The 21,145-nt window shown below is 69.2% G+C and carries 17 protein-coding genes; 6 read left to right on the top strand and 11 right to left on the bottom strand.

All coding sequences use genetic code 11. The annotated features are described in order from the left end of the window. Positions 1–427: hypothetical protein (locus ENSA5_RS36915; protein WP_219906719.1), on the top strand; the 427-nt coding region annotated here is incomplete at its 5' end. Here ENSA5_RS36915 and ENSA5_RS02980 read toward each other — a convergent pair. Together ENSA5_RS02980 and polX are read right to left on the bottom strand one after the other, a co-directional pair. Continuing rightward, positions 411–2,165, bottom strand: a complete 1,755-nt coding sequence (locus ENSA5_RS02980; protein ID WP_219906720.1) for a tetratricopeptide repeat protein — start codon at positions 2,163–2,165, stop codon at positions 411–413. The two genes, ENSA5_RS36915 and ENSA5_RS02980, sit on opposite strands and share 17 nt — an antisense overlap. 161 nt (positions 2,166–2,326) lie before the next feature. Next, positions 2,327–4,492, bottom strand: a complete 2,166-nt coding sequence (polX, locus tag ENSA5_RS02985; RefSeq protein ID WP_106390036.1) for a DNA polymerase/3'-5' exonuclease PolX — start codon at positions 4,490–4,492, stop codon at positions 2,327–2,329. Between the two features lie 105 nt (positions 4,493–4,597). Between polX and ENSA5_RS02990 the strand changes: the two genes are divergently transcribed. Further along, on the top strand, positions 4,598–5,695 hold the full coding sequence (locus ENSA5_RS02990) for an RAD55 family ATPase (protein ID WP_181197291.1): 1,098 nt from the start codon (positions 4,598–4,600) through the stop codon (positions 5,693–5,695). 73 nt (positions 5,696–5,768) lie between these two features. Here the strand turns inward: ENSA5_RS02990 and ENSA5_RS02995 are convergent, their stop codons facing one another. The 5 genes from ENSA5_RS02995 to ENSA5_RS03015 all read right to left on the bottom strand — a co-directional run bounded on the left by ENSA5_RS02995 (position 5,769) and on the right by ENSA5_RS03015 (position 10,436). After that, complete coding sequence (locus tag ENSA5_RS02995) at positions 5,769–6,449, bottom strand: hypothetical protein (protein WP_146155257.1); 681 nt, start codon at positions 6,447–6,449, stop codon at positions 5,769–5,771. A 52-nt stretch (positions 6,450–6,501) separates the two neighbouring features. Then, positions 6,502–7,170, bottom strand: a complete 669-nt coding sequence (locus tag ENSA5_RS03000) for a hypothetical protein (protein WP_146155258.1) — start codon at positions 7,168–7,170, stop codon at positions 6,502–6,504. After that, a complete protein-coding gene (locus ENSA5_RS03005) occupies positions 7,167–8,126 on the bottom strand; it encodes a hypothetical protein (RefSeq protein WP_106390040.1) in 960 nt (319 codons plus the stop codon). The genes ENSA5_RS03000 and ENSA5_RS03005 overlap by 4 nt, the downstream gene beginning before the upstream one ends. A gap of 223 nt (positions 8,127–8,349) precedes the next feature. After that, on the bottom strand, positions 8,350–9,612 hold the full coding sequence (locus ENSA5_RS03010) for a VWA domain-containing protein (RefSeq protein WP_106390041.1): 1,263 nt from the start codon (positions 9,610–9,612) through the stop codon (positions 8,350–8,352). Continuing rightward, the gene (locus ENSA5_RS03015) at positions 9,609–10,436 is read right to left on the bottom strand and encodes an AAA family ATPase (protein WP_106390042.1); all 828 of its coding nucleotides are present in this window, start codon (positions 10,434–10,436) and stop codon (positions 9,609–9,611) included. Before ENSA5_RS03015 ends, ENSA5_RS03010 begins: the two co-directional genes overlap by 4 nt. Before the next feature lie 88 nt (positions 10,437–10,524). Between ENSA5_RS03015 and ENSA5_RS03020 the strand changes: the two genes are divergently transcribed. Beyond that, positions 10,525–11,985, top strand: coding sequence for a L,D-transpeptidase (locus tag ENSA5_RS03020; RefSeq protein ID WP_106390043.1), 1,461 nt, complete (start codon positions 10,525–10,527; stop codon positions 11,983–11,985). Between the two features lie 48 nt (positions 11,986–12,033). On the opposite strand, the gene ENSA5_RS36920 is transcribed toward ENSA5_RS03020, so the two are convergent. Beyond that, entirely contained in the window at positions 12,034–12,273 is a 240-nt protein-coding gene (locus ENSA5_RS36920) for a hypothetical protein (RefSeq protein ID WP_181197293.1), read from the bottom strand. Between ENSA5_RS36920 and ENSA5_RS03025 the strand changes: the two genes are divergently transcribed. Next, positions 12,266–14,158 (top strand): hybrid sensor histidine kinase/response regulator, encoded by a 1,893-nt coding sequence (locus tag ENSA5_RS03025; RefSeq protein ID WP_106390044.1) that lies wholly within the window; start codon positions 12,266–12,268, stop codon positions 14,156–14,158. The two genes, ENSA5_RS36920 and ENSA5_RS03025, sit on opposite strands and share 8 nt — an antisense overlap. Positions 14,159–14,242: 84 nt before the next feature. Here the strand turns inward: ENSA5_RS03025 and ENSA5_RS03030 are convergent, their stop codons facing one another. The 3 genes from ENSA5_RS03030 to ENSA5_RS03040 form a co-directional block, all read right to left on the bottom strand. Continuing rightward, on the bottom strand, positions 14,243–15,319 hold the full coding sequence (locus ENSA5_RS03030; protein ID WP_106390045.1) for a hypothetical protein: 1,077 nt from the start codon (positions 15,317–15,319) through the stop codon (positions 14,243–14,245). Between the two features lie 152 nt (positions 15,320–15,471). Beyond that, complete coding sequence (locus ENSA5_RS03035) at positions 15,472–16,545, bottom strand: hypothetical protein (protein WP_106390046.1); 1,074 nt, start codon at positions 16,543–16,545, stop codon at positions 15,472–15,474. Positions 16,546–16,641: 96 nt separating this feature from the next. Then, positions 16,642–18,042, bottom strand: coding sequence for a S1C family serine protease (locus tag ENSA5_RS03040; protein ID WP_146155260.1), 1,401 nt, complete (start codon positions 18,040–18,042; stop codon positions 16,642–16,644). A gap of 175 nt (positions 18,043–18,217) precedes the next feature. Between ENSA5_RS03040 and ENSA5_RS03045 the strand changes: the two genes are divergently transcribed. Beyond that, complete coding sequence (locus ENSA5_RS03045) at positions 18,218–19,186, top strand: ABC transporter ATP-binding protein (protein ID WP_181197295.1); 969 nt, start codon at positions 18,218–18,220, stop codon at positions 19,184–19,186. A 35-nt stretch (positions 19,187–19,221) separates the two neighbouring features. Next, a complete protein-coding gene (locus ENSA5_RS03050; RefSeq protein ID WP_106390049.1) occupies positions 19,222–21,042 on the top strand; it encodes a hypothetical protein in 1,821 nt (606 codons plus the stop codon). Positions 21,043–21,145 lie beyond the last annotated feature (103 nt).

Here is a 21,145-nt window from a genome sequence, read left to right on the forward strand (position 1 = left end):
GCCAAGCCCCATGCAGATCTGGGAGCAGGAGGTCAAGGCCGACCCGACGCTCGGACCCAAGTGGAACAAGGGCCGCTCGCAGGTCGTCGGCGGCGCGGTCATGACCGGCATCGGCACGGTGTCCCTGCTCGGGGCCGCCGGGATGGTCGTCTGGGGAGCCGGTCTGCGCGCGATCAGCAACGAGCCCTGTGAACCCGCCGACGTGTTCGACACCTGCGACACCTTCGACGGGAGCGGGGCCTTCGTCACCGGCGGGGTGCTCGGCGTCGTCGGGCTCGGGCTCGCCGGGTCCGGCATCGCGCTGCTCGTGCTCGGCACCAAAAAGCGCGCGGAGGTCAAGGACGCCAAGCCCCAGCCGGTCGCGCTCTCGCCCTACTTCAACCCGAGGCAGGGCGGCGGCGGCCTGAGCTTCAGTCTGCGCTTTTGACCCCCACCCCCCGGATCCGCGACGCGCTGAGATCCACGTCGGCCTCGGCCCAGACCTGCTCGAAGGTCTCGCGGAGCTCGCGAGCCTCGTCGGCCCGCCCCTGAGCCTCCAAGCTCTGCATCAGGCCGATCATCGACCAACCATTGCGCGGATACTGCTCGAGGTCGCGCCGATACACAGCCTCGGCCTCGGCCGGGCGGTTGGCGGCGAGCAGCGCGAGACCTAGGGACTGGCGGGTTGGGTAGTACCAAAACGGCGGCTCCATGTAGGGCAGCGCGTCCTGGTGTTCGACGGCCCGCGAGAACGGCTCGATCGCGGCCTCGTTGTTTCCCTCGGCCATGGCGATCTCCCCCAAGAGCAGCTCGTCCGCGATCGCGAGCAGCGAGCTCGCCGGATAGTCGACGCTGTCGAGGAAGTGGACCTTGACCGAGTCGCGCAAGGGGGCGAGCGCCTCCCGCTCGGCCTTCGCGGCGTCGAGATCGCCGAGGTTCGCGTGGGCGACGCCGCGCGCGTAGTGCCAGATCGCCTTGGAGTAGTCGAACTCCGAGGGCGGCTCGGGCTCGGCCAGGATCTCGTCCCAGCGGCCGAACTGGACCAGGGCCAGGAGCGGGATGGTCTTGAACAGCTCGACTGAAGGATACTCCTGGATCTGCTCCATGCGCACCTTGGCTGCGACCTTGCGCGCGGCCTCGATCGCCACGGCGCTGCGGCCCTCCATGCTCGACGCGGCCCACAAAAAGTGAATGTTGTGCGGGTAATAGAGCGCAGGATAGAAGCCCTGGGCGTTGCAGCGGGCGAAGTAGGCCTCGTCGACCGCGGCCGCGCGGACGTTGGCCTCGGACGCGTCGTGGTAGCGCCCGACCCTCCAGTAGATGTGCGCGGGCATGTGGACGAGGTGCCCCGATCCGGGCACGAGCTTGGCCAGGCGGTCGGCGGCCTCCTCGGCCCGCTCGGGCTGCGAAGAGGCCTCGACCGCGTGAATGTAGAGGTGCAGGGCCAGGGGATGGCGCGGGCTGCGTTCCATCACGGTCTCGAGCGCGTCGATGACCTCGACGGTGCCGGGCTTGGGCTGCTCGGGATCGAGCCAGTAGTCCCACGGCATCGTGACCATCATGGCCTCGGCGAACAGCGCCTGGGCGTCGTCGTCGAACGGATACTTGCGGGCCAGCTCGCGCATCGCGGCGGCGTAGGCTTGATCGAGCGGCTCACGGGGCTCGTCAGGGTCGGCGCTGTAGCGGGCCGCGAGGGCGTCGATGTAGTCGCGCTCGACCTCGGACGCGTGCTCCTTGCGCTCGATCGCACCGGTCAGCGCAGCGTATGCAGCCACGCGTTCATCACGAGACATTACCGCTTTCCCGTTACTGGTCACATTGATGTTCGGGCCCGTGGCCAGGGCCTCGCCCCAAAAACAGATGGCGCAGGTGTCGTCGAGGCGCTGCGCGGCTTGGAAGCTGCGAATGGCCTCGGCGTGGTTGAAGCCGAACATGAGCACCATGCCCTGATTAAAGTAGCGTTGGGCGTCGGGGTTGGCGCTGCTCGTCGCCCGGTGATAATCGCCCATCCCCTCGAATAGCGGCGCCCCGGCCCGAATCGCCAGCTCGTCCGTCGGGGTCGCCTCGGCGACGGGACCCTGGGCGCCCTTCGGCTCGGAATTCGAGCACGCGACCAGGGCGAAGACAGTCAGGAGTGGAGCAATTGTAATGGCCTTCATGAGATCCCCCTCGAACAGCTCGAGCAAGTATAGTCACCTGTTTCGTGCCCACACCCGCGAGGGTCAGCGCAACTTTTGGGGTCGCGGCTCGTGCGACGCGACCTTCGAGTGGCCGCCGCCGTCGCCACCACCGCCGCCGTCGTCGGCGGCCCGGCGCGAGGATCCCCCGAGCGCGAGACCTTCGGTGGCTACGACCCGCTGAGCAGGTCGAAGCCGACCTGCAGTGGGTTCGGGCCGCGCTCGCTCAGCGCCTGCTCGAGGGTCGGATCCTCGGCCCCGGCCATCAGCCAGTAGCTCAGACGCTCGCGCAGCGCGTCGTCGAGGACCCCCGCCGCGAGGCCACGGCGCAGCTGCTCGAGCTCGCTCGCGTCGACCTCGGCGACCTCGACCGCCCCGGAGTCCTCGCCCTCGCCCTCGGCGTCTGGCTTGGACGTCACGACCGGCGCCGCGACGGCCTCGAGCGGCTCGACGTCGACCCAGGCGTGGTCCTCGGCGTCCACGAGCACCTCGCCCCCCTCGCCCACCTCGCCCACCTCGCCCTCCCCTTCGTCGTCAGCGAGCTCGAAGCCGACCGGCACCTGGACGATCGTCGGCGCGACCCGCCAGGCCGGATCGCCGTGATCCCGCAGCCGCCGAGCCCGACGCGCGGCGAGGACCTCCCACGGCTGGGCGTTGAGCACGTGCTGCCGCTCCAGCCACCCGCGCCGCGCCATCGCCAGCGCGAACTCGTGGCGACCGAGGTGACGGGGCGCGTGGGCGTCGGTGTCGAGCACGACCGCGACCCCGCGCTCGCGGCAGCGGCGGCAGTCGACGTCGCCGAGGTCCATGCGGTTGGGCCCGCCGTTGCACTCGAGCGCGACGTCGTGGTCACGGGCCGCGACGAGCACGGCCTCGAGCTCGAGCGGATAGGGATCGCGCTTGCCGGGCCGGCGACCGGTCGGGTGCCCGATCGCGTCGACGACCCCGGACTCAATCGCCCGGATCACGCGCCTGGTCATCGTCGCCTCGTCCTGGTTGGTCCACTTGTGGACGCTGGCGACGACCCAGTCGAGCTGCGCGAGCAGGGCGGGATCGAGGTCGAGCTCGCCGTCCGCGAGGATGTCGACCTCAACGCCCGAGAGCAGGCGCAGATCGTCGAGCTCGCCGTCGAGCTTGCGCACGCGCTGCATCTGGGCGGCGAGGCGGCGCTCGTCGAGGCCGTTGGCGATGCCCAGGGCCTTGGAGTGATCGGTGATCGCAATGTAGCGGTGGCCGAGCTCGCGGGCGCGGGCGGCCATCTCGCCCACGCTGCCGCTGCCGTCGCTGTCGCGCGTGTGCATGTGCAGATCACCGAGCAGGTCGCCGGCCTCGATCAGCTTGGGCAGGCGCCCACGCTCGGCGGCCTCGATCTCGCCCTGGTTCTCGCGCAGCTCCGGGGGGATCCACGGCAGGCCGAGGTGGCGAAACACGTCGGCCTCTTCGGGGCAGGGATCGATCAGCACCTCGTCGCGGGAGAACACCCCCTTGTCGCTGACCTTCACGCCCATCCGACCGGCCCGCTTGCGCAGCTCGACGTTGTGGAGCTTCGAGCCGGTGAAGTAGTGGAGCCCCGCGCCGAAGCTCGGGGCCGGGAGCACGCGCAGGTCGGCCTGCTGCTGGTTGTGGAGCCGGACCGAGCAGCGCGTGTCCCCGCGCACCAGGACCTCCTCGACGTCGGCGAGGGTCTGGAAGCGCGACGAGACCGGGCCGGGGTCACTCGAGGCCACGAGCAGGTCGAGATCGCCGATCGCGGCCTTGCCCCGGCGGACGCTGCCCGCGAGCTCGACCCGCGCGACCTCGGGCAGCTCGGCCAGCGCGCGGACGATCCGCCGACCGACGCGCTGGGCCTCGCTCAGCGCGATCTTGCCCCGCCGCTTCCGGTAGGCCTCGATGCCCGCGAGGATCTTGTGAGCCATGCCCGGGCCCATCCGCGGCATCGTCTCGATCGCGCCGACCTTGGCCGCGTACTCGAGCGCGTCGATCGACTCGATCCCGAGGTGGTTGTGGATGTTGCGGACGGTCGTCGGGCCGAGGCCCTTGATCGCCAGCATCTCGCGGAGCCCCGGGCCGACCTTGCGCCGGAGCTTGTCGAGCTCGTCGCAGCTGTGGCGGCGCAACATTTGCTTGACGCGCTGGACCGTGCCCGAGCCGATTCCGCGGATCTTGTCGAGCTCGGCGCGAGCGAGCAGCTCCTCCGCCGGCCGCGGCAGGCCCTCGATGATCCGCCCGGCCCGACGAAACGCGGCCACGCGATGGCGATCGCCGCCGTCGATCTGCAGGAGGTCGGCCATCTCGCCGAACAGCCGGGCGATCTCCGAGTTTTCGAGGCGGGCCATGCGGACGCTCGGCTGGGGGTGTTATGGTCCGGCCCCCAGCCTGGCACCAGTCTAGCCGGGGCCAATTCCAAGTACGAGTCCAAGCACGAGCCCGAGCACCGCGACATGGCCACAGACGATCAGAACCCGCAACAGCCCCAGATGCCCGGCATGCCCGGAATGATGCCCGGTCAGATGATGCCCGGCATGCCCCAACAGCAAAACCAGATGGCGGGCGGCATGAACCCCATGATGATGCAGATGATGCAGATGATGGGGCAGATGGCCGGCGGCATGGGCATGGCCCCGCAGTTCGACGCCTCCGCCGCCCCCTTCCAGGGCGAGCTCAACAAGGACGAGGACGCCGGCCTCGACGCCGACATCATCCGCCCGGCGACCTTCGACGACCTGATCCGCAAGCAGGAGCCGCTGCCGACCGGGACCGTGCTCGACTACCTGTGCCTGAGCGAGGACGGCAAGCACGCCCTCGGCGGCCTGCCCAAGGGCTGCACCATGGCCCTGGTCGGCCCGCCCGGAAAGGGCAAGACCCGCACAACCCTCGGGACCCTGGCCCGCGTGGCCCAGACCGGGACCAAGGTCGCCTTCGTCGTCGCCGAGGAGGGCTTCCACGACAAGGCGGGCTCGGGCCGCGACGACCTCGGCTCGCGCCTGACCAAGATCGGCATGGCCGCGACCGGCCTCAACGAGGCCGACTTCCGCAGCCAGGTCCTCGACAACATGTGGATCATCGAGTCGCAGTACCACCGCGGCCAGACCTGGGACGACTTCATCGCCAAGTACCGCTACCTGGTCGAGAAGGCCGGGATCGGCTTCGTGGTCATCGACTCGCTCAACATGCTCGACCCGAGCAAGAACAAGACCGCCGACCACCTGAGCACGCTCAAGACCTACAACCACGAGCAGGGCGTGACCTGCCTGTGCGTCGGCCAGATCAAAGACACCGGCGCGCCGGTCGGCGGCGAGGCCATGCAGCACACCGCCGACGCCGTGTTCCTGATCGAGGAGATGGGCCTGTCCTCCAAAGACATCGCCGCGAGCTGGAACGGCAAGTACCGCGAGCGCATCGACGTGATCCGGGCGATCAAGTGCGTGTCGGCGCCGACCTTCCCCCACCCGATCCGGATCGAGCAAAAGGCTGGCACCGGCGAGCTCCAGGTCTCGGATCTGCAGCCCGACGACAAGGCCGTGCTCCCGCTCGGCTGAGCCCGCCCGCGGGCAGGCGCTCGAAGCACCTGCGCTCTCGAGCCTGCACACAGCGCAAAGCGCAGTCGAGCGGTCAAGAGCAGGGGATCTGCAGACGCGGGCCGAGCCGGGGGAAGCCGAACTCCGGGATCCCCATGTAGTTCTCCTCGCTCAGCACCCAGTCAGGCCCGATGTCGACCAGCGCCTCGCCCCGCTCGCTCTCGAGCGGGATGTCCTGGCCTGCGTAGTGCACGAACAGACCCATCTCGAACACCGAGCCCGGAAATTCGGCGGCGGACATCCCAAAGTTGTCGAGGTAGGCTTCGATCGTGTCGCACACGCCAGCTCCGAGCGGGGTGCTCATCTCGAGCACGAGCTGGTCCGAGGCCCCGAGCGACGCCGAGGCAAAGCTGAAGCGTGCGCCGTAGTCGTAGTCGTAGCCGTAGCCATTCACGTAGCCGGCGAGATCCCCGTAGTAGCTGCCCTCGTAGACCACGGGGGCAGCGTTCGGGTTGTAGGGGTCTTGGTAGCTGACCCGGAAGGTCCGGCTCAGGCTGATGCGAAAGTCGTTGGGATCGATCTCTGCGGCGTTCGCGATCGGCTTGGTGAAGGTCAGCGTGAGGGTGTCGTCGCCGTCGAACGCGAGGCTGGTGACGCGGAAGGTGTCGTTGTCGACGCCGCCGGGACCGCAGCCGATCATCGGCGTGGCCATGACGAGGGCCGCGAGCGACCAACACCCGCGCAAGGTCAAAGAGAGCTCCAAAGAACGGTCCATACCGGGAGGATCCCACGTCCGGGCGCGTTGCGCGACCCCAACCCCCGGGCCCTCAGTCGACCGTGAAGCTCGCGCTGACCTTCATCTCGGGCCCGTCGAAGGCCGGGAATTTATGGCCGTAGATGGCCTTGCGCACGCAGGGGAGGATTCCGGCGGCCGCGAGCTTGGCGGGCGCCGAGGCGTTCACTCCAGTGACCTTGCCCTTGCCGTCGACCCCAAACTTGTAGCTGACCCGCCCGCTCCCGAGCTCGTCCACCCGCGCGGCGCCGTCTCGGACGCAGGCCTGAAAGCTGCCGTCGAGCTTGGCGAGCTCGCGGTCGATCTGGCTGTCGCTGAGCCGCCCGCTGCCGTCGGACATCGAGATGTTCTGATCCTTGTTGGGGTCGAAGCGCGGGACCTTGGAGTCGTCGTCGAGCGCCGGGCCCTGCCCGCTCGCGAGCTCGGCGTCGTCGCCCCCACCCTTCTTGCCCCGGCGACCTCGGCGGCGCTTGCCCTTCTTGCCCTCGCGCTCGGGCTCCTCGACCGCCTCGTCCGGGACCTCGAGCGGCGCCGGTCGGCAGCTGCCAGCCTCGCAGACGGTGCCCTCGCCACAGACTCCGCCGCACTCGCCCGGCTCGGCGATCACGAAGGTCTGGACGCCATACATGCCCGCGGCCCCGAGCAGGAGCCCCAGCACGAGCCCGCCAGCGCCCTGTTTGCCGGTCGAGGACGAAGCGCTCACTGGTCGCGGGCCTCGTCGCCCTTGGGATCGCGCAGCGGGCCGCGAGCATCGAGCTTGACCGTGGGCTCGGTGCCCGCCGGCTCGGTCTTGGCCTCTTTGTTGTTCTTCGAGTCCTCGCGGGCCTGGGTCCGCTTGGCCTCACGCTCGAGCCGCTCGCGCTCGCGCTCGGCCTTGTCCCACCAGGTCCGCGTGCGGACCTGGCGAAATTCCTTCTCTTCATCGATCGGCGCCAAGCCGTAGCGCTCGCGCAGCTCGTTGGGCAGCTGCCCGTGGACCACCGTCTTGCACGTGATCGTCTCTTGCTCGGTCTGCTTGTGGGGCGCCTCCCACTGGTTCCAGCCGCCCTTCTTGGCGAGGACCTCCTGGGGTTTGGGCACCCGGGTCCAGCGGCGGACGAAGGTCACCGACTTCGCCGCCTCACCGTTGTTTTGCCGGGCCCACTCGCGGCACACCCAGGCCCCGTAGATGCGCTGGTAGTGCTTCTTGCCGTCGATCCGCCGGTTGACCTTGCCGCGCCGGTCGTACCAGAAGTAGGGGTAGCGATCCTCGCCCCAGATGTCCTGCTCGAAGTCCCACAGCTCCCCGCTTTGATCCTCGACGAACACCCGCATGAAGGTGTTGGTCCGGTTGGGGTTGGGGGCGAACATCGCCCAGCTCTGGTTGTTGCGGGTCCCGCGAAAGTACTCGTAGCCCTTGACCTGCTTGAGGAAGGTCTTGTGGAAGTCCTTGGCCAGGCCCTTGCCGGGCGAGTTCCAGACCAGCAGCACGCTCACGTGATAGAGCACGAACAGGCTGACCACGAGCACGCCCCACAGCGGGTAGGCCCAGCGGCTGCTCGCGCGGCGCTCGACCCTGGCGGGCGCGGCGTGGAGCAGGGACTCGTGGAGCGGGCCTGCGTCGGCGCCCTTCGCTGGCGCGTCGAGCTCAACCGGCGCTTCGGTTGACGGATCGGACATTTCGCCGATTGTGCCATGGGACGCGACGAGCTGCGCCACGCCAGGCGGAGGCTTGGCTCACATCCTCGCGCGCCTACTCTCGATCGCGCCATGGGACACGACGAGCTGCGCCACGCCAGGCGGAGGCTTGGCTCACATCCTCGCGCGCCTACTCTCGATCGCGCCATGGGACACGACGAGCTGCGCCACGCCAGGCGGAGGCTTGGCTCACATCCTCGCGCGCCTACTCTCGATCGCGCAGGATCTTCGCTATCTGCGAGCGCCGCACGGGCCGCGGCGGCGTCCGCATGTTCTCGACCAGGTCGCCGAGGCCGTCGAGGGTCAGCGGGACCATCTCGAACAGTCGGCGGATCTCGCTGATCGTCGGCGCCTCCCACAGGCGCGGGGGCTCGGGGTTGATCCAGGCCGACTTGGGGAAGTGATCGGCGAGCTTTGCGAGGCAGCGCAGGCCGCTCGGCGCGGCCTCGAGGCTCCAGAACGAGGAGCTCGTCATCATCAGCTCGCCGGGGTGCATCCACGCGTCGCCGACGAGCACGAGGTACCAATTGCTGTCGGTCCGGCGCAGGAGCGAGTCGATCGTGACAGGCTTGGTGAAGGCCGCGTCCTCGTAGACCCGCGAGTACACGCAATTGTGAAAATAGTAGCTCTCGAGCTCCTTGAACCCGCCGTGCTGGTGGGCGGCCGAGAACAGCCGGCTGACGAGCTCGGCGTGGGGGTCCATGCTCCCGCCGACGTCGAGCAACAAGAGCATGCGGACGTCGTTCTTGCGCGGCGGTCGCATGACGATCTCGAGGTCGCCGCAGTTGCGCGCGGTCTCGTCGACGGTGCCGTCGATGTCGAGCTCTTCGAGCCCGCCCTTGCGCTCGAGCCGACGCAGGCGTCGCAGGGCCATGCCCATCTGCCGGGTGTCGATGACCAGGTCCTTGCGCAGCTCGCGAAAGCGGCGGGCGTCGGCCACGGCCAGCGCCGAGCGCCCGCCACCGCGCCCGCCCATGCGCACGCCCGAGGGGTGCATGCCGCCCTGGCCAAAGGGCGAGGTCCCGCCCGTACCGACCCAGCGGTTGCCGCCCTCGTGACGCTCCTTTTGCTCGGCGAGGCGCTCGAGCAGCTGGCGGCGCAGCTCCTCGAGCCCGATCTGCTCGAGCTGCTCGAGCATGGCGGGGTCGAGGTGCATCAGCTGCTTGGGATCGCGCAGCCACTCGTCGAGCTGCGAGACCATGTGCTCGAGGTCGGCCACGACCCCGCGGAAGGTCTCGGCGAAGGCGAGGTCGAAGCCGTCGTAGTCGCCCTCGTCGTTGACGAGGATGCAGCGGGCCACGGTGTAGAAGCCGTCGAGGGTCGAGCCGTGCAAGCCCCGCGCGATCGCGTCGAGCAGCGCCAACCAGTTGTGGGCGCTGACCTTGAGCCCGCGGGCGCGCAGCTTGTAGAAGAAGTCGAGGAACAGCGGGATCCCGCGGCCCGAGCCAATTGCGGCGGCCGCCGTCAATGCCGCCCCCCGCGCGCGCCGCCGCGCTCGGCGAGGCTCAGGTCCTGCTCTTTTTTGAGCAAGACCCCGAGGAAGGGCAGCCCGGCCCCGAGCAGCTTGGCCGGATCGATGTCGGCGTGGCGCAGCGCGGCGATCCAGTCGATCAGCTCGCTGGTGCTCGGCGGCTTGCGCAGCCCGTCGATCCGGCGCAGACGATAGAAAGCCTCGAGCGCCGACGCGAGCAGCTGGGTCTCGACCTCGGGGTGGTGAACCGCGACGATCTGGGCCATCAGCTCGCGCTCGGGGAACGAGATCCAGTGAAACACGCAGCGGCGCAAGAAGGCGTCGGGCAGCTCCTTCTCGTTGTTGCTGGTGATGACCACGATCGGGCGGCGCTTGGCGTCGATGACCGCGCCGGTCTCGGGGATCGAGAAGCTCATCGCGTCGAGCTCGTGGAGCAGATCATTGGGGAACTCGAGGTCAGCCTTGTCGATCTCGTCGATCAGGACCACGGCCTGCTCGTCGTGGGCAAACCCGCGCCCGAGCGGGCCGAGCTCGATGTACTTGGCGATGTCACCGACGTCGCCGTCGCCAAAGCGGCTGTCGTGGAGGCGCTTGACGGTGTCGTACTGATACAGGCCCTCGACGGCCTTGGTCGTCGACTTGACCTGCCACCGGATCAGGGGCTTGCCGAGCTGGCGGGCGAGATCGACGGCCAGGAGGGTCTTGCCCGTGCCGGGCTCCCCCTTGATCAGGAGCGGGCGACCGATCGCAATTGCGACGTCCACGGCCTTGCCCAGCTCCTCGGACACGATATAGCGCTCACTGCTCGAAAACTGGCTCATCGGTCGCGGAGTATGGCACGGGCCAAAACATCGGTCGACTTGGGCCGCCAAGTTGGGGCCGCTCGCCAAGCTGTGGCATACCCGAAGCATGGCCCGACTCGCGCTCGCGTCGACGGTCGCCATCGTGGCGATCGGCCTCGCTTGCCACACGGACGCGACCTCGCGACCGCGTGCGCAGGGCGAGCACAGCGCGGCCGATGCGGCGCCGCCCGACTCGGTCGACGACGCGACGAGTGACCCTGCGGCCGATCGTGAGCCCGCGGAGCGCACGCCCTACACGCCGCCTTCGACCCTCGGTCAGCCGAGCGGGATCCGCCTCGCCAAGCGCTCGCGGATGGTCTACGCCGCGCCCGATCACGACGCCCTCGTCCGCGGTCGGATCCCGTCCAAGCAGACCTTCCACGTGTTCGAGGAGCGCGAGGCCCCGGGCTGCGATCGCCCCTGGGCCCGGGTCGCCGAGGCCGCGTGGGTCTGCCTCGAGCGAACCGAGCGCAGCGAGGTCGAGCCCGCCCCGATGCCAGCGCTCGCCGACGGCGCGACCCTGCCCTACCTCTACGCGCGCCACGAACACCACGACGATCCCGCGACGCCCGCGATCCCCGTCTACAGCGGCATCTCGGCCTACCGCGAGCGCGCCGCGCCCGTCGACTCGCTGCCGGCCTACGGCAGCTACGCCTTCACGCGCTACCGCCACAACCATGGCGACCCCGTGTTCGTCACGCTCGACCGCCGCGTGGTCCCGGCGGCCGGGCTCGATCCCTTCAAGCCGAGCGAGTTCGGCGGCCGCGAGCTGCTCGCGCAGCCGATCGCGCCGGGCGAGACGCTGGCCTGGGCGGTGCGCTGGCAGACGTGGATCCGCGCGGCGCCGGATCTCGAGTCCGAGCGGCTCGCCCGCGTCACCTACCACCACACCTTGAGCGTGGTCGGCGAGGGCGTGCTCGGGCCTGGCGAGGACGGCGAAGCCGAGCGATGGATGGAGGTCCCGGCGACCGAGCGCGCGCCCTCCGGTTGGGTCCGGGCCCACGACGTCCGCCGCTTCGTGCCCGTGCCGCCGCCGGATCCGATCCTCGGCGGACAGGTCACGGTCGACGTCGACCTCGACGAGCAGGTGCTCTCGGTCTGGGTCGAAGACACGCCCGTGTTCGCAACCTTGATCTCTTCGGGCAAGCGCAACGACGAGACCCCGCCGGGTCTGTATCGGATCGAGACCAAGCGCGCCTACGGCAAGATGCAGAGCATGGCCCGGGCCCGCGATCCCTACTTCGTCGAGGCCGTCCCGTGGGCGATGTACTTTCGCGGGCGCTACGCGCTCCATGCGGCCTACTGGCACGACATGTTCGGTCACCGCATGAGCCACGGCTGCGTCAACCTGTCTCCGCGTGACGCCAAGCGGGTGTTCGAGCTGGCGACGCCGACCCTGCCCGGGGGCTGGCTGATCGTCCACGAGCATCCCAGCGATCCCGGCGCCCTCGTCCGCGTGCGGCGTGCGGGGCACGCCTCGCCCGATCATCGCGGGGCGCTCGAATTGAGCGCTTCGCAGGGCGGGTGAATTCACCAGTGTCATATTTGCGCAAACCGGCCCGAGGAAAGGATCGGTTCAAAGAATCGAGCCATCGGCGGGCTGATTGGATGCTGATAGACTCCGGCCAATGGGCGATCGGAAGTCGGAGCGCGAAGGTTCGGGGCCCGCGGCGAGCAGCAGCATTCGGATTAGTGCGAGCCGTAGCAGTAGGCCGGCCGACACCAGTGACAGCCGATTAACCGCTTCGCAGACCGCCCCCACCGCGATCAGCGGCGGCGCCGCGACCGATGAGCTGGCGTCTTCTTCGGTGCTCACGCGCAACAACGCGATGCTCTTTCTGGTCGCGGCCGTGTGCACCACCGCGTTCTTGGTCACCGAGCTGGCCACGGGCAGCATCCGAGGCTTCAGCTGGAGCTACCTATGGTTGGTCGCCGCCGCCGCCTTGTCGTGGCTCGCCTTTATCCTGCGCGATCGCGGCGGGCAGCCGATCTGGACCGCGCTGATCGGCGTCGCGTGCCTCAACACCTTGCTGAGCTCGGACTCGATGCTGGGCTTCGTGGTCCTCGCCGGGGTCCTGGTCATCTTGATGTGGAGCGGGATGATCTTGCAGCCCCGACACAACGCGTTGCTCGCGGCCTACACGGTCTTCGCGATGTGGGCGCTCGACGGGGAGTTCGTGCTCACGCCCGCGCAGATGAGCGCCGAGACTCGCGAGACGCCGGCCGAGACCGCGGGGCCCGAGGCCGAGGCCGCCGAGACCAGCAAGAAGTACGCGCTGCCCGTGCTCGCGACCTTCATCTTCATCCCCCTGGGCTTTGGCGCGACCTTGCACATGCGCCAGCGAACCGCCGAGAACAGCCTGCGCGCGAGCGTCGCCAAGCTCGAGGAGCAGCGCGAAGAGCTCAACCGCCGGCTCGAGGGCAAGAACACCGAGATCGAGCTCGCCCGCGAGCAGCTGTTCGAGGCCCAAAAGCTCAAGACCGTGGGGACCATGGCCGCCGGCCTCGCCCACGAGCTCAACAACATCCTCACGCCGATCCGCGGCCACGCCGAGCTGATCGCCGAGGGCGACCACAAGATCGAGCAGACCCGCCGCTACGGCCAGCGGATCCTCGACTCGGCCGTCGCCGCCGCGCAGATCACCCAGGCGCTGCTGACCTACGCCCACAAAGACACCTTCCAGCCGGTCCGCTCGAACCTCCGCCAGCTGCTCCAGAGCACGATCCTCCCGGTCCTGTCCAAGACCCTGCCGGGCAACGTCTATCTCAAGATCGAGCTCGCGCGCAGCGTCTCGGTCGACGTCGACCGCCACCTGTTTCAGCAGGCGATCGTCAACCTGGTGTTCAACGCCTGCGACGCGATGCCCGAGGGCGGCGAGATCACGATCGGCCTGACGACCAGCAGCGAGTACCCGGGCGAGAAGGGCGACAAGCCCGACACCGGCGACGCGGCCGAGAGCGACGAGAGCATCGAGCGCAGCGCGCTGGTGACCGTGACCGACACCGGGACCGGGATCGAGGACGAGCACCTGCGCCAGATCTTCGACCCCTTCTTCACGACCAAGGCCGTCGGCTCGGGCAGCGGCCTCGGCCTCGCCATGGTCATGGGCACGATCACGCGCCACCACGGGCGCGTCGACGTCGAGAGCAAGATCGGCGAGGGCACGACCTTCAAGATCTACCTGCCGCTGACCGCGAGCGACGACAAGACCGACGCCCACAAGCCCTGGCCGGTCCTGCGCGGCGACGCCAACGGCCCGGTCGTGGTCGTGCTGACCGAAGATCAAGACGCGCTCGACGAGTTCGAGGAGCTGCTCGAGGCGACCGAGTGCGCGCCGATCTGCACCTCCGACGCGAAGGGCGCGACGCCGCTGCTGACCGAGATGGGCGACAAGGTCGACCTGCTGATCCTCGACCTCGAGATCGAGGCGACCGACGGCAAGCGCCTGTTCAAGACCGTGCGCGAGCTGTTCCCGGAGATGCCCGTCATCCTCCTCTCGGAGCAGCCGACCGATCCGATGGTCCAGCGCATGATCGCCGCCGGCCCGACCCGCTCAGTCCGCAAGCCGATGGACAACCGCCTGTTCTCGGCCCTGCTGACCGACCTGCTCAACCCCGCCGACGGCTACGTCCGCGACTTCACGCCCGTGCCGATCAACCCGGGCTCGGACGTCTCGGGGCCCCACCCGCGGGCGACCTGAGCGCGAATTGGACCCTGCGCTCGCTCGGCCCGCCTCGCCGAGCGAGCCTCGCCGAGCGAGCCTCGCCGAGCGAGCCGCGCCTCACTACTGCTCGTAGCTGCGACGGACGACCTGGTCGCCGAAGGTGAACAGCTGGCCGCTCGAAGACTGAGCGCCGATGTTCCGGGTCGCGATGTCCTGGATGTGGGTGGGCAGGTACTCGGTCAAGAAGGGAGTACCGCTTGCGATGTCGCCGTCGGTCAGCAGCCGATGTTCAACCCGACCGTCGCTCCACAAGGTGACGAGAAACGCGTAGTCGATGTTGCCGTCGGCCCGGCCCTCGAGGGCGATGTCTTCGATGTACGCGCCGCTGAACGTTTGGAGATCGCTGACCGGCCCGCTGGCCAGCGAGTAGGCCTCGTAGGCGCTGACCTCGTCCATCGAGGGGTCGGCGACGACGAGGTACTGGGTCGACTGGTCGCCCCGCGAGGTCACGGCGATCGGCATGCACTCGCTTGAGAACAGCGTGCCGTTGGGCTTGGTGATCCAGATCTGCTGGGTCGAGCCGATCTGCTTGGGCGACCACCAGGAGATATCGGTGTCGAAGGCGAGCTCCATGACCCCAGCCGTGCAGCTGCTGCTGTCATTCAGCTCGCAGGCCCGAAACGACATGTACAGGTGGCTGCTCGACTGGCTCGGGTTTCCGAAGTTGCCGTGGGAGGCGGCCGCGAGGTCGCAGATCTCGGTCACCTGGTAGGAGGTCCAGTACTTCGAGAAGGTCGAGACCGAAGGATCGACAAATTCCATCGAGGACGGGGAGCCCTGCTGGGTGTGGAGCAGCGACAGGTTGTCGCTCTCGCCGACCAAGTTACCGTGCACGAAGGTGTGCTCGTGGAAGCCAAGGGTGTGGGTCTGGGCGATGGATGTGAGCACGTAGGCGCCCCCGAATTCATCGATCAGCGGGTCGTTCCAGAAGGTCGGTCCGCCGTTGTCGAACCAGTACACGTCTTGGCCGGCGAGGCCGACCACGCCGTGGGAGCCCGAGAAGGTGTGGGCGGCGGCGCCGGTCCAGTTCGGCGCCGAATTCAGCACCGTGGTCGCCGAGACGAACTCGTAGCAACCGATCGCAAGCAGGGCCGCAGCGCAGATGGTCGGGACAATAATCTTGGTAGTTTTTTTCATCGGAACCTCACCGCGAAAGTCGCACGATTGCGAGGAGAACTACAACCATTCGGAGGGTCGGGCTTGTCGAATGGGGCCACCTCTTGGTTGGGCCCATCGGAGCGACGAGCGGCAGAGGCAGCGGCCTGAGGCCCAGGCTTCAAACGGTCAAATCACTGCGACGCGGCGCGGCCTTCGTTGGCGGGAGCGCCCGGCTCGGAGGGCGCTTCGTCGGAGGCTGCGGGCGACGGCCCGGGCGGCTGCTCCTTCGCCTCGTCGCCCTCGTCGCCCTCGTCGCCCTCGTCGCCCTCGTCGCTCAGCTCACCCGCGGGCAGCAAGCTCGAGACCAGCGCCGCGATCTCCTCGCGCGCCGCTTCGGACGACATGCCCTCGGCCAGCTTCGTCTGCAGCTTGATCAGCACCGACGCGGTGTCGACCCGAGCCTCGCGGATCTCGGCGTCGCCGTTGGCCTTGACGACCTGCTTTTGCGACTCGAGCAGGTCGCTGGCGTCGCCGCTGAGCAGGGTGTCGACGGTCCCGACCAGGCGCTCGAGCGCGCGATAGACGACCGCGGTCGAGAACCCGCCGATGAGGGCGAGGAGCGGCCGGGCGACGGCGTACATCGAGCTGCTCTCATCGACGTCGACGAGCGTGGCGAGGATCAGGCCCGACATCACGCCAAGCAAGAAGCGCACCCAGTAGGTCGCGCCCAGCGAGGGGTCGTAGGTCCCGTTGACGATGTAGCGCTTGACCGTGAACAGCCCGTGGAAGCAGGACCCGAGCGAGGCGATCGACAGGATGAAGATCTGGTTGATCAGCAGCTCGGGCCCGCTGGCCAGGAGCGGATTGCCCGCGTCGGGATCGGCCGAGACCGCCGGCGACATCCCAATCGCGAGCATCGCGATCATCGACAGCGCCGCGACGATCGTCAGGTTGCGGGGCAGCGACATTCGCAGCCACGCGAGGCTCGGGTCGCGCCCCGCGAAGTGCTGCATCAGCCGGACCGGACGCGGCTCGGCCGGCGCGATGATCCGGGCCAGCTTCTGATGGGCCTTGGCCAGGCGGACGATCGACGGGCGGGCGCCGAGCTGGCCCGTCGAGCCGGCGACGATCTCGACGAGCGTGGGGTTGACGAACAGGCCGCGGCCCATGGCGTAGCGGACCATCGCGTCGCACTCCGACGCGAGCTCGTCGTAGAGCCGCTCGTCGTCGAGCTTGAGATAGTCACCTTCGCGGTTGATCGCCATCGCAGCATCGCGCGACCAGGAGCCGGCGCCTGATCAGTCTACACGCGTGAAGCCCGAGCGGGCTGCCCGGGCAAAATGCGCAGTCCAACCAAACGTTCAGCTCGCAGACTCGACGCCGACCACGTACCAGTCGCCCCACTCGAGCCGCATCTGCACGGCGAGCTTCTTGCCGTGGCCAATGTCGACGGTGACCGTGGCCTGCGGAGCGTAAAAGCCCGGCGTGACCTCGACGCCCTCGACCAGCGCGCGGACGCCCGCGAGCCCCTCGAGGGTCCCGATCAGCGCGATGTTGCGCGCCGCGTCGAGGCTGTGAACGCGCTGGACGGCGACCATCAGGGCCTCGCGCCGATCGTAGTCGCCGAACCACCGCGCGGCCATGTAGGCGCTGCCCATCTCATGGAAGAAGGTCACGACCGCGTCCTTGGACATCGAGCCCTCGACCCCGAGCTTGCGCATGAACGCGTCGGTCCCGGTGTGCTCGACCATGCGCTCGAAGACCGGGAAGGGATCGTCGGCGCCGCGGGCCGCGTCGGCCAGCAGCTCCTCGATCGCGCCGACGAAGGTCTGGAGCACCGTCCCCGCGATGCTGCGCTCGAACAGCACGTCGACGGTCTCGTCGCGGACCTCGCGGGCCCGGCTCGGCGAGGTCAGGCGGCGCAGCTCGTCGGCCGAGGCGGTCCCGAGCGCGGCGAGGTAGGACTTGGCCCGATCCTCGGCCCGCAGGCGCTGCTCGCCCTTGGTCTCGAGCTTGGGCCGCTCGGCCAGCATCCGCGCGGCCTCGGAGATCGGGATCGCGAACCCGCCCTTTTGGTCTTTCCACGTCCAGGTGACCACGCCGACGGCCCGGCCCCAGCGATCGAGGACCGGCCCGCCGCTTTGGCCCTGTTCGATCTGGGCGCTGACCCCGAGGTAGGGGCCTGGCCCGACCGAAGGGTTGTAGACCTCGATGCGCTCGACCCGGCCGGTGTGGGCCAACAGCCCGGGATCGTGCTCGAGCGCGGCGGCCTCCTCGGGCCCGACCTCGCGTGAGAGCAGCACGACCGTGTCGCGCTCGGTCACGTAGTCGCTGGCCGGCGCCCGCGTGCCCGTCGCCAGGGTCAGGTAGGGCAGCGGCGTGTCGGTGATGACGCGCAATAACGCGAGATCGCGGACCGGATCGATGTAGACGATCTCGACCTGGGTGAACTCGGGCGCCGGATCGAGGCCCGGGAAGCTGACCACGTCGATGTAGTCCGCGTCCTCGACCACGTGGCGGTTGGTGATCATGTAGCCGCTCGGATCGACCACGAAGCCGAGCCCGCGCCCGGTGTCGGTCACGACCACACCCACGGCGCCGGCCGAGCGCTCGGCGACCACGCTCGGGTCCAGCGACCTGCCCTTGACCCCGCGCGCGACCCGCACCCCGTTGAGTTCGTGCGCCGACGAGCAGCCCGCGCTCGAGCCCGAGAGCAGGACCAAGATCGCGACGACGCCCGACCACCGAACCCTGGATCCCACTGCAAGCTAGCTTACGCCCGCGCGCCGGGGCCTGCCAGGGTCCGTCTCATGCAGACCTCAGCGCAACTTGCGCGAAACGCTTCTCGAAGCTGCACACAAAAAGCACCCAGGCTCCGCTGGCGATGCACACGCAAGACATGCGGAAGCTCGCGGGTCGTGCCATCGTTGCAGGCGCGTGCGGGTCGAACTCGACAATGTCGGCAAAACCTACGACGGCGACAGCTGGGCCGTCCGCGACCTGAAGCTCGAGATCCCCAGCGGGGCGATCTTCGGGCTGATCGGGCCCAACGGCGCCGGCAAGTCCACGACCCTACGGATAATGGCGACCGTAATGATCCCGACCGAGGGTCAGGTCCGCCACGACGGCGAGGACTCGAGCCGCGACCCGCTCGAGGCCAGGCGCCGGATCGGCTTTCTCGGCGACGGCAACCCGCTCTACAAGGACATGACGCCGACCGAGTATCTGCGGATGTTCGGCCAGTGTTTCCGCATGGGCAAGGCCGAGCTCGAGCGCGCGATCGACGAGACGCTGACCACCTTTGATCTGGACGCCAAGCGCGACACCCCTTGCGGTGCGCTGTCCAAGGGCATGCGCCAGCGCGTGTTGATCGCTCGCTGCTTGCTGCACAAGCCTGGCCTCCTGATCCTCGACGAGCCCGCCGACGGCCTCGATCCGCGCGGGCGCAACGATCTGCGCCGAACCCTCGACAGGATCCGCGAGACCGGCGTCACGATCGTGATCTCCTCGCACATCCTGCGCGAGCTCGACGACCTCTGCGACCAGGTTGCGATCATCCAGCGCGGTCGCCTCGTCGTCGCCGGCGACGTCGAGCGCATCATCGACAGCCACGAGGTCAGCCGCTTCGTCTACGAGCTGCGCATGTTGTCGGACGGGCCCGAGGGCCAGGCCGCCGGCCTCGATCGAGCGCTCGAGGTCCTCGCTGGCCAGCGCGCCCTCGTCGAGCACACCGGCGAGATCGAAGGCCAACACCTCATCCGCCTCCAGGTCCAGGGCGGCGAGGCGCTGATGGCCTCGATCCTCGCCGAGCTGATCCGCGGCGGCGTGTCGGTCGTGACCTGCAGCCGCGTGCGCTCGCGGCTCGAGGACGTCTACGACCGCATCTCCGAAGACCAAGTCAACTGAGCCGAGCCTCCTCCCCGACCGACCGATCGACCGCCATGCAAGCTCTCCTGTCCAAGCTCCCGGCCTTCGCCCTGCCCTTCGTGACCCGCTCGCTGCGTGGGGGCCGGGGCAAGCGCTACGTCATCTTCAGCCTCGTGATCGCGGCGCTCACGGGCATCGTCGGTCTGTGGCTCGCGCTCGGTAACGGCAGCTTCGAGCAGAGCCTGCGCGTCGAGATGGGGCTCGAGGCCTACGAATTCGACCGCGAGCGCGAGGCGTTCACGGTCTACACCCACGACCTTCGCGAGCACGCCGACACCGAGCGCGAGATCGCCGAGCTGCGCAGGGCCGGCATCCACACCGACACCGACACCGAGTACCTCTACACCGGGGCCTACCAGCTCTTCGACCACGGGCGCATGTTGCTCGAGCACGCGGCAAGCTCGCCGGTCCGGACCGAGGACCAAGCGCGGCTGCGCGACGAGGCCCGCGCGCTGCTCGGCCTGGACAGCCAGACCATGGACCCGACCTACGGCCGCGAGGCCTGGGCGGACGCCTTTTGGTGGCACGACGCCAAGGAAGTCGCCGTGCTCGAGCGCGTGCTCGAGGCCGGTGGTGTGCCCGCGGTCGAGGGCTACAGCTCGCCGCTGGCCGTCGGCGACGCCCTGGAGATCACCGGGTTCCTGGCCGGGATGCTGCTCGCGGCCCTCGCAACCGTGTTCGCTCCGCTGCTCGTCGCCGTGCAGCAGGCTCAGGAGCGGCACGAGAACACGCTGATGCCGCTGACCGGCACGGCCCTCAGCCCGCGCGAGCTCGCGATCGGCCTGGCCTCCGGGCCGACCGCGGTCGTCGCGATCTTCGCCGTCCCGCAGCTGGCGATCTTCTTGCTGTGCTCGGCGCTCGCCGGAGAGCTGCTCGTCGCGGGCGCGCTCCTGGCCGCGCTGGCCACGACCTCGGTTTTCTTCATCTTTGGCGGGCAGCTGCTCGGCCAGCTCCTCGGCCACAAGCGGACCCCGGGCATCATCGGGATCGCGCTGATGTCCCTCGCGGGCGTCGCGTGGATGACCGGCGCCGCCATCGCGGTCGACGCCGAGCACGAGATCGCCGGGTTCTCGGCCGTGCTGCCCCACATCGGGCTGTCGGCGCTGCTCGCCGAGGTCTTCATCGAGATTCCCGCCAACTTCAGCCGCGTGTTCGTCGGCACCTTCGCGTGGACTGGCGCCGCGCTGATCCTCGGCGGGCTGACGATGACCGCGCTCGCGCGCCGGATCGAGGGCCGGGCCGGCTCGCTCCTGAGCCGCGGGCAGGCGCTGCTGGGCGCGGTGACCTGCGTGATCCTGGTCAACGTCGCGCTGCCGACGGCGATGCACGACGGCGAGGCGCTGCGCCTCTACCTCGGCCTCGCGCTCCTCGCCCTCCCCTTCGCGCTGCTGCTGATGGCCCGCGTGCCAGCCGGCGACGGCCCGCCGCGGATGCGCAAGGTCCCGGTGCCCGCGCTGCTGCTCGAGTTCGCGGCCTGGGGTGCCATCCACGCCGTCGTCGCCGGGGTCGCGTTCGGCTTCGACGCCGCCGCCTTCCACCCTGTCGCGCTGGCGTGGCTGGCGTGGTGCATCGCCGTGCTCGGGCTCATCGCAATCCGTGTGGTCTCGGTCCCGGCCAAGATCATCGCGACCTTGTGGGCGGGCTTTTGCGGAATGTCGCTGCTCCTCGGCTTCGCGCAGGCGATGGTCTGGGCCATCGAGCGCGCCAACCTCGACGAGCTCTTCGTGCTGAGCCAGCTCAGCCCCGTGTTGGGCCTGATCCAGGTCGGGCTGACGATCTGGATCCCGCTGTCGCTGGTCCGGCATCTGCGCAAGAACCTCGGCGCCATCTCCTGACCAACGATGGGACGGGCCGTCGGCCGTCGAAGCTCCGCGCGTGCGCGGAGCCCGACGGCGCCGCTGCGCTCCTGGGGCTTTTTCAATTCAGCGCCGGATTTGG

The organism is Enhygromyxa salina (genome assembly GCF_002994615.1).
Classification (GTDB): domain Bacteria; phylum Myxococcota_A; class Polyangia; order Nannocystales; family Nannocystaceae; genus Plesiocystis; species Plesiocystis salina_A.

Excerpts from the sequence above, each read along its gene's own strand:
- polX (WP_106390036.1), bottom strand. The coding sequence starts at position 4,492 with ATGGCCCGCCTCGAAAACTCGGAGATCGCCCGGCTGTTCGGCGAGATG.
- ENSA5_RS02990 (WP_181197291.1), top strand. The coding sequence starts at position 4,598 with ATGGCCACAGACGATCAGAACCCGCAACAGCCCCAGATGCCCGGCATG.
- ENSA5_RS02995 (WP_146155257.1), bottom strand. The coding sequence starts at position 6,449 with ATGGACCGTTCTTTGGAGCTCTCTTTGACCTTGCGCGGGTGTTGGTCG.
- ENSA5_RS03005 (WP_106390040.1), bottom strand. The coding sequence starts at position 8,126 with ATGTCCGATCCGTCAACCGAAGCGCCGGTTGAGCTCGACGCGCCAGCG.
- ENSA5_RS03015 (WP_106390042.1), bottom strand. The coding sequence starts at position 10,436 with ATGAGCCAGTTTTCGAGCAGTGAGCGCTATATCGTGTCCGAGGAGCTG.
- ENSA5_RS03020 (WP_106390043.1), top strand. The coding sequence starts at position 10,525 with ATGGCCCGACTCGCGCTCGCGTCGACGGTCGCCATCGTGGCGATCGGC.
- ENSA5_RS03030 (WP_106390045.1), bottom strand. The coding sequence starts at position 15,319 with ATGAAAAAAACTACCAAGATTATTGTCCCGACCATCTGCGCTGCGGCC.
- ENSA5_RS03035 (WP_106390046.1), bottom strand. The coding sequence starts at position 16,545 with ATGGCGATCAACCGCGAAGGTGACTATCTCAAGCTCGACGACGAGCGG.
- ENSA5_RS03050 (WP_106390049.1), top strand. The coding sequence starts at position 19,222 with ATGCAAGCTCTCCTGTCCAAGCTCCCGGCCTTCGCCCTGCCCTTCGTG.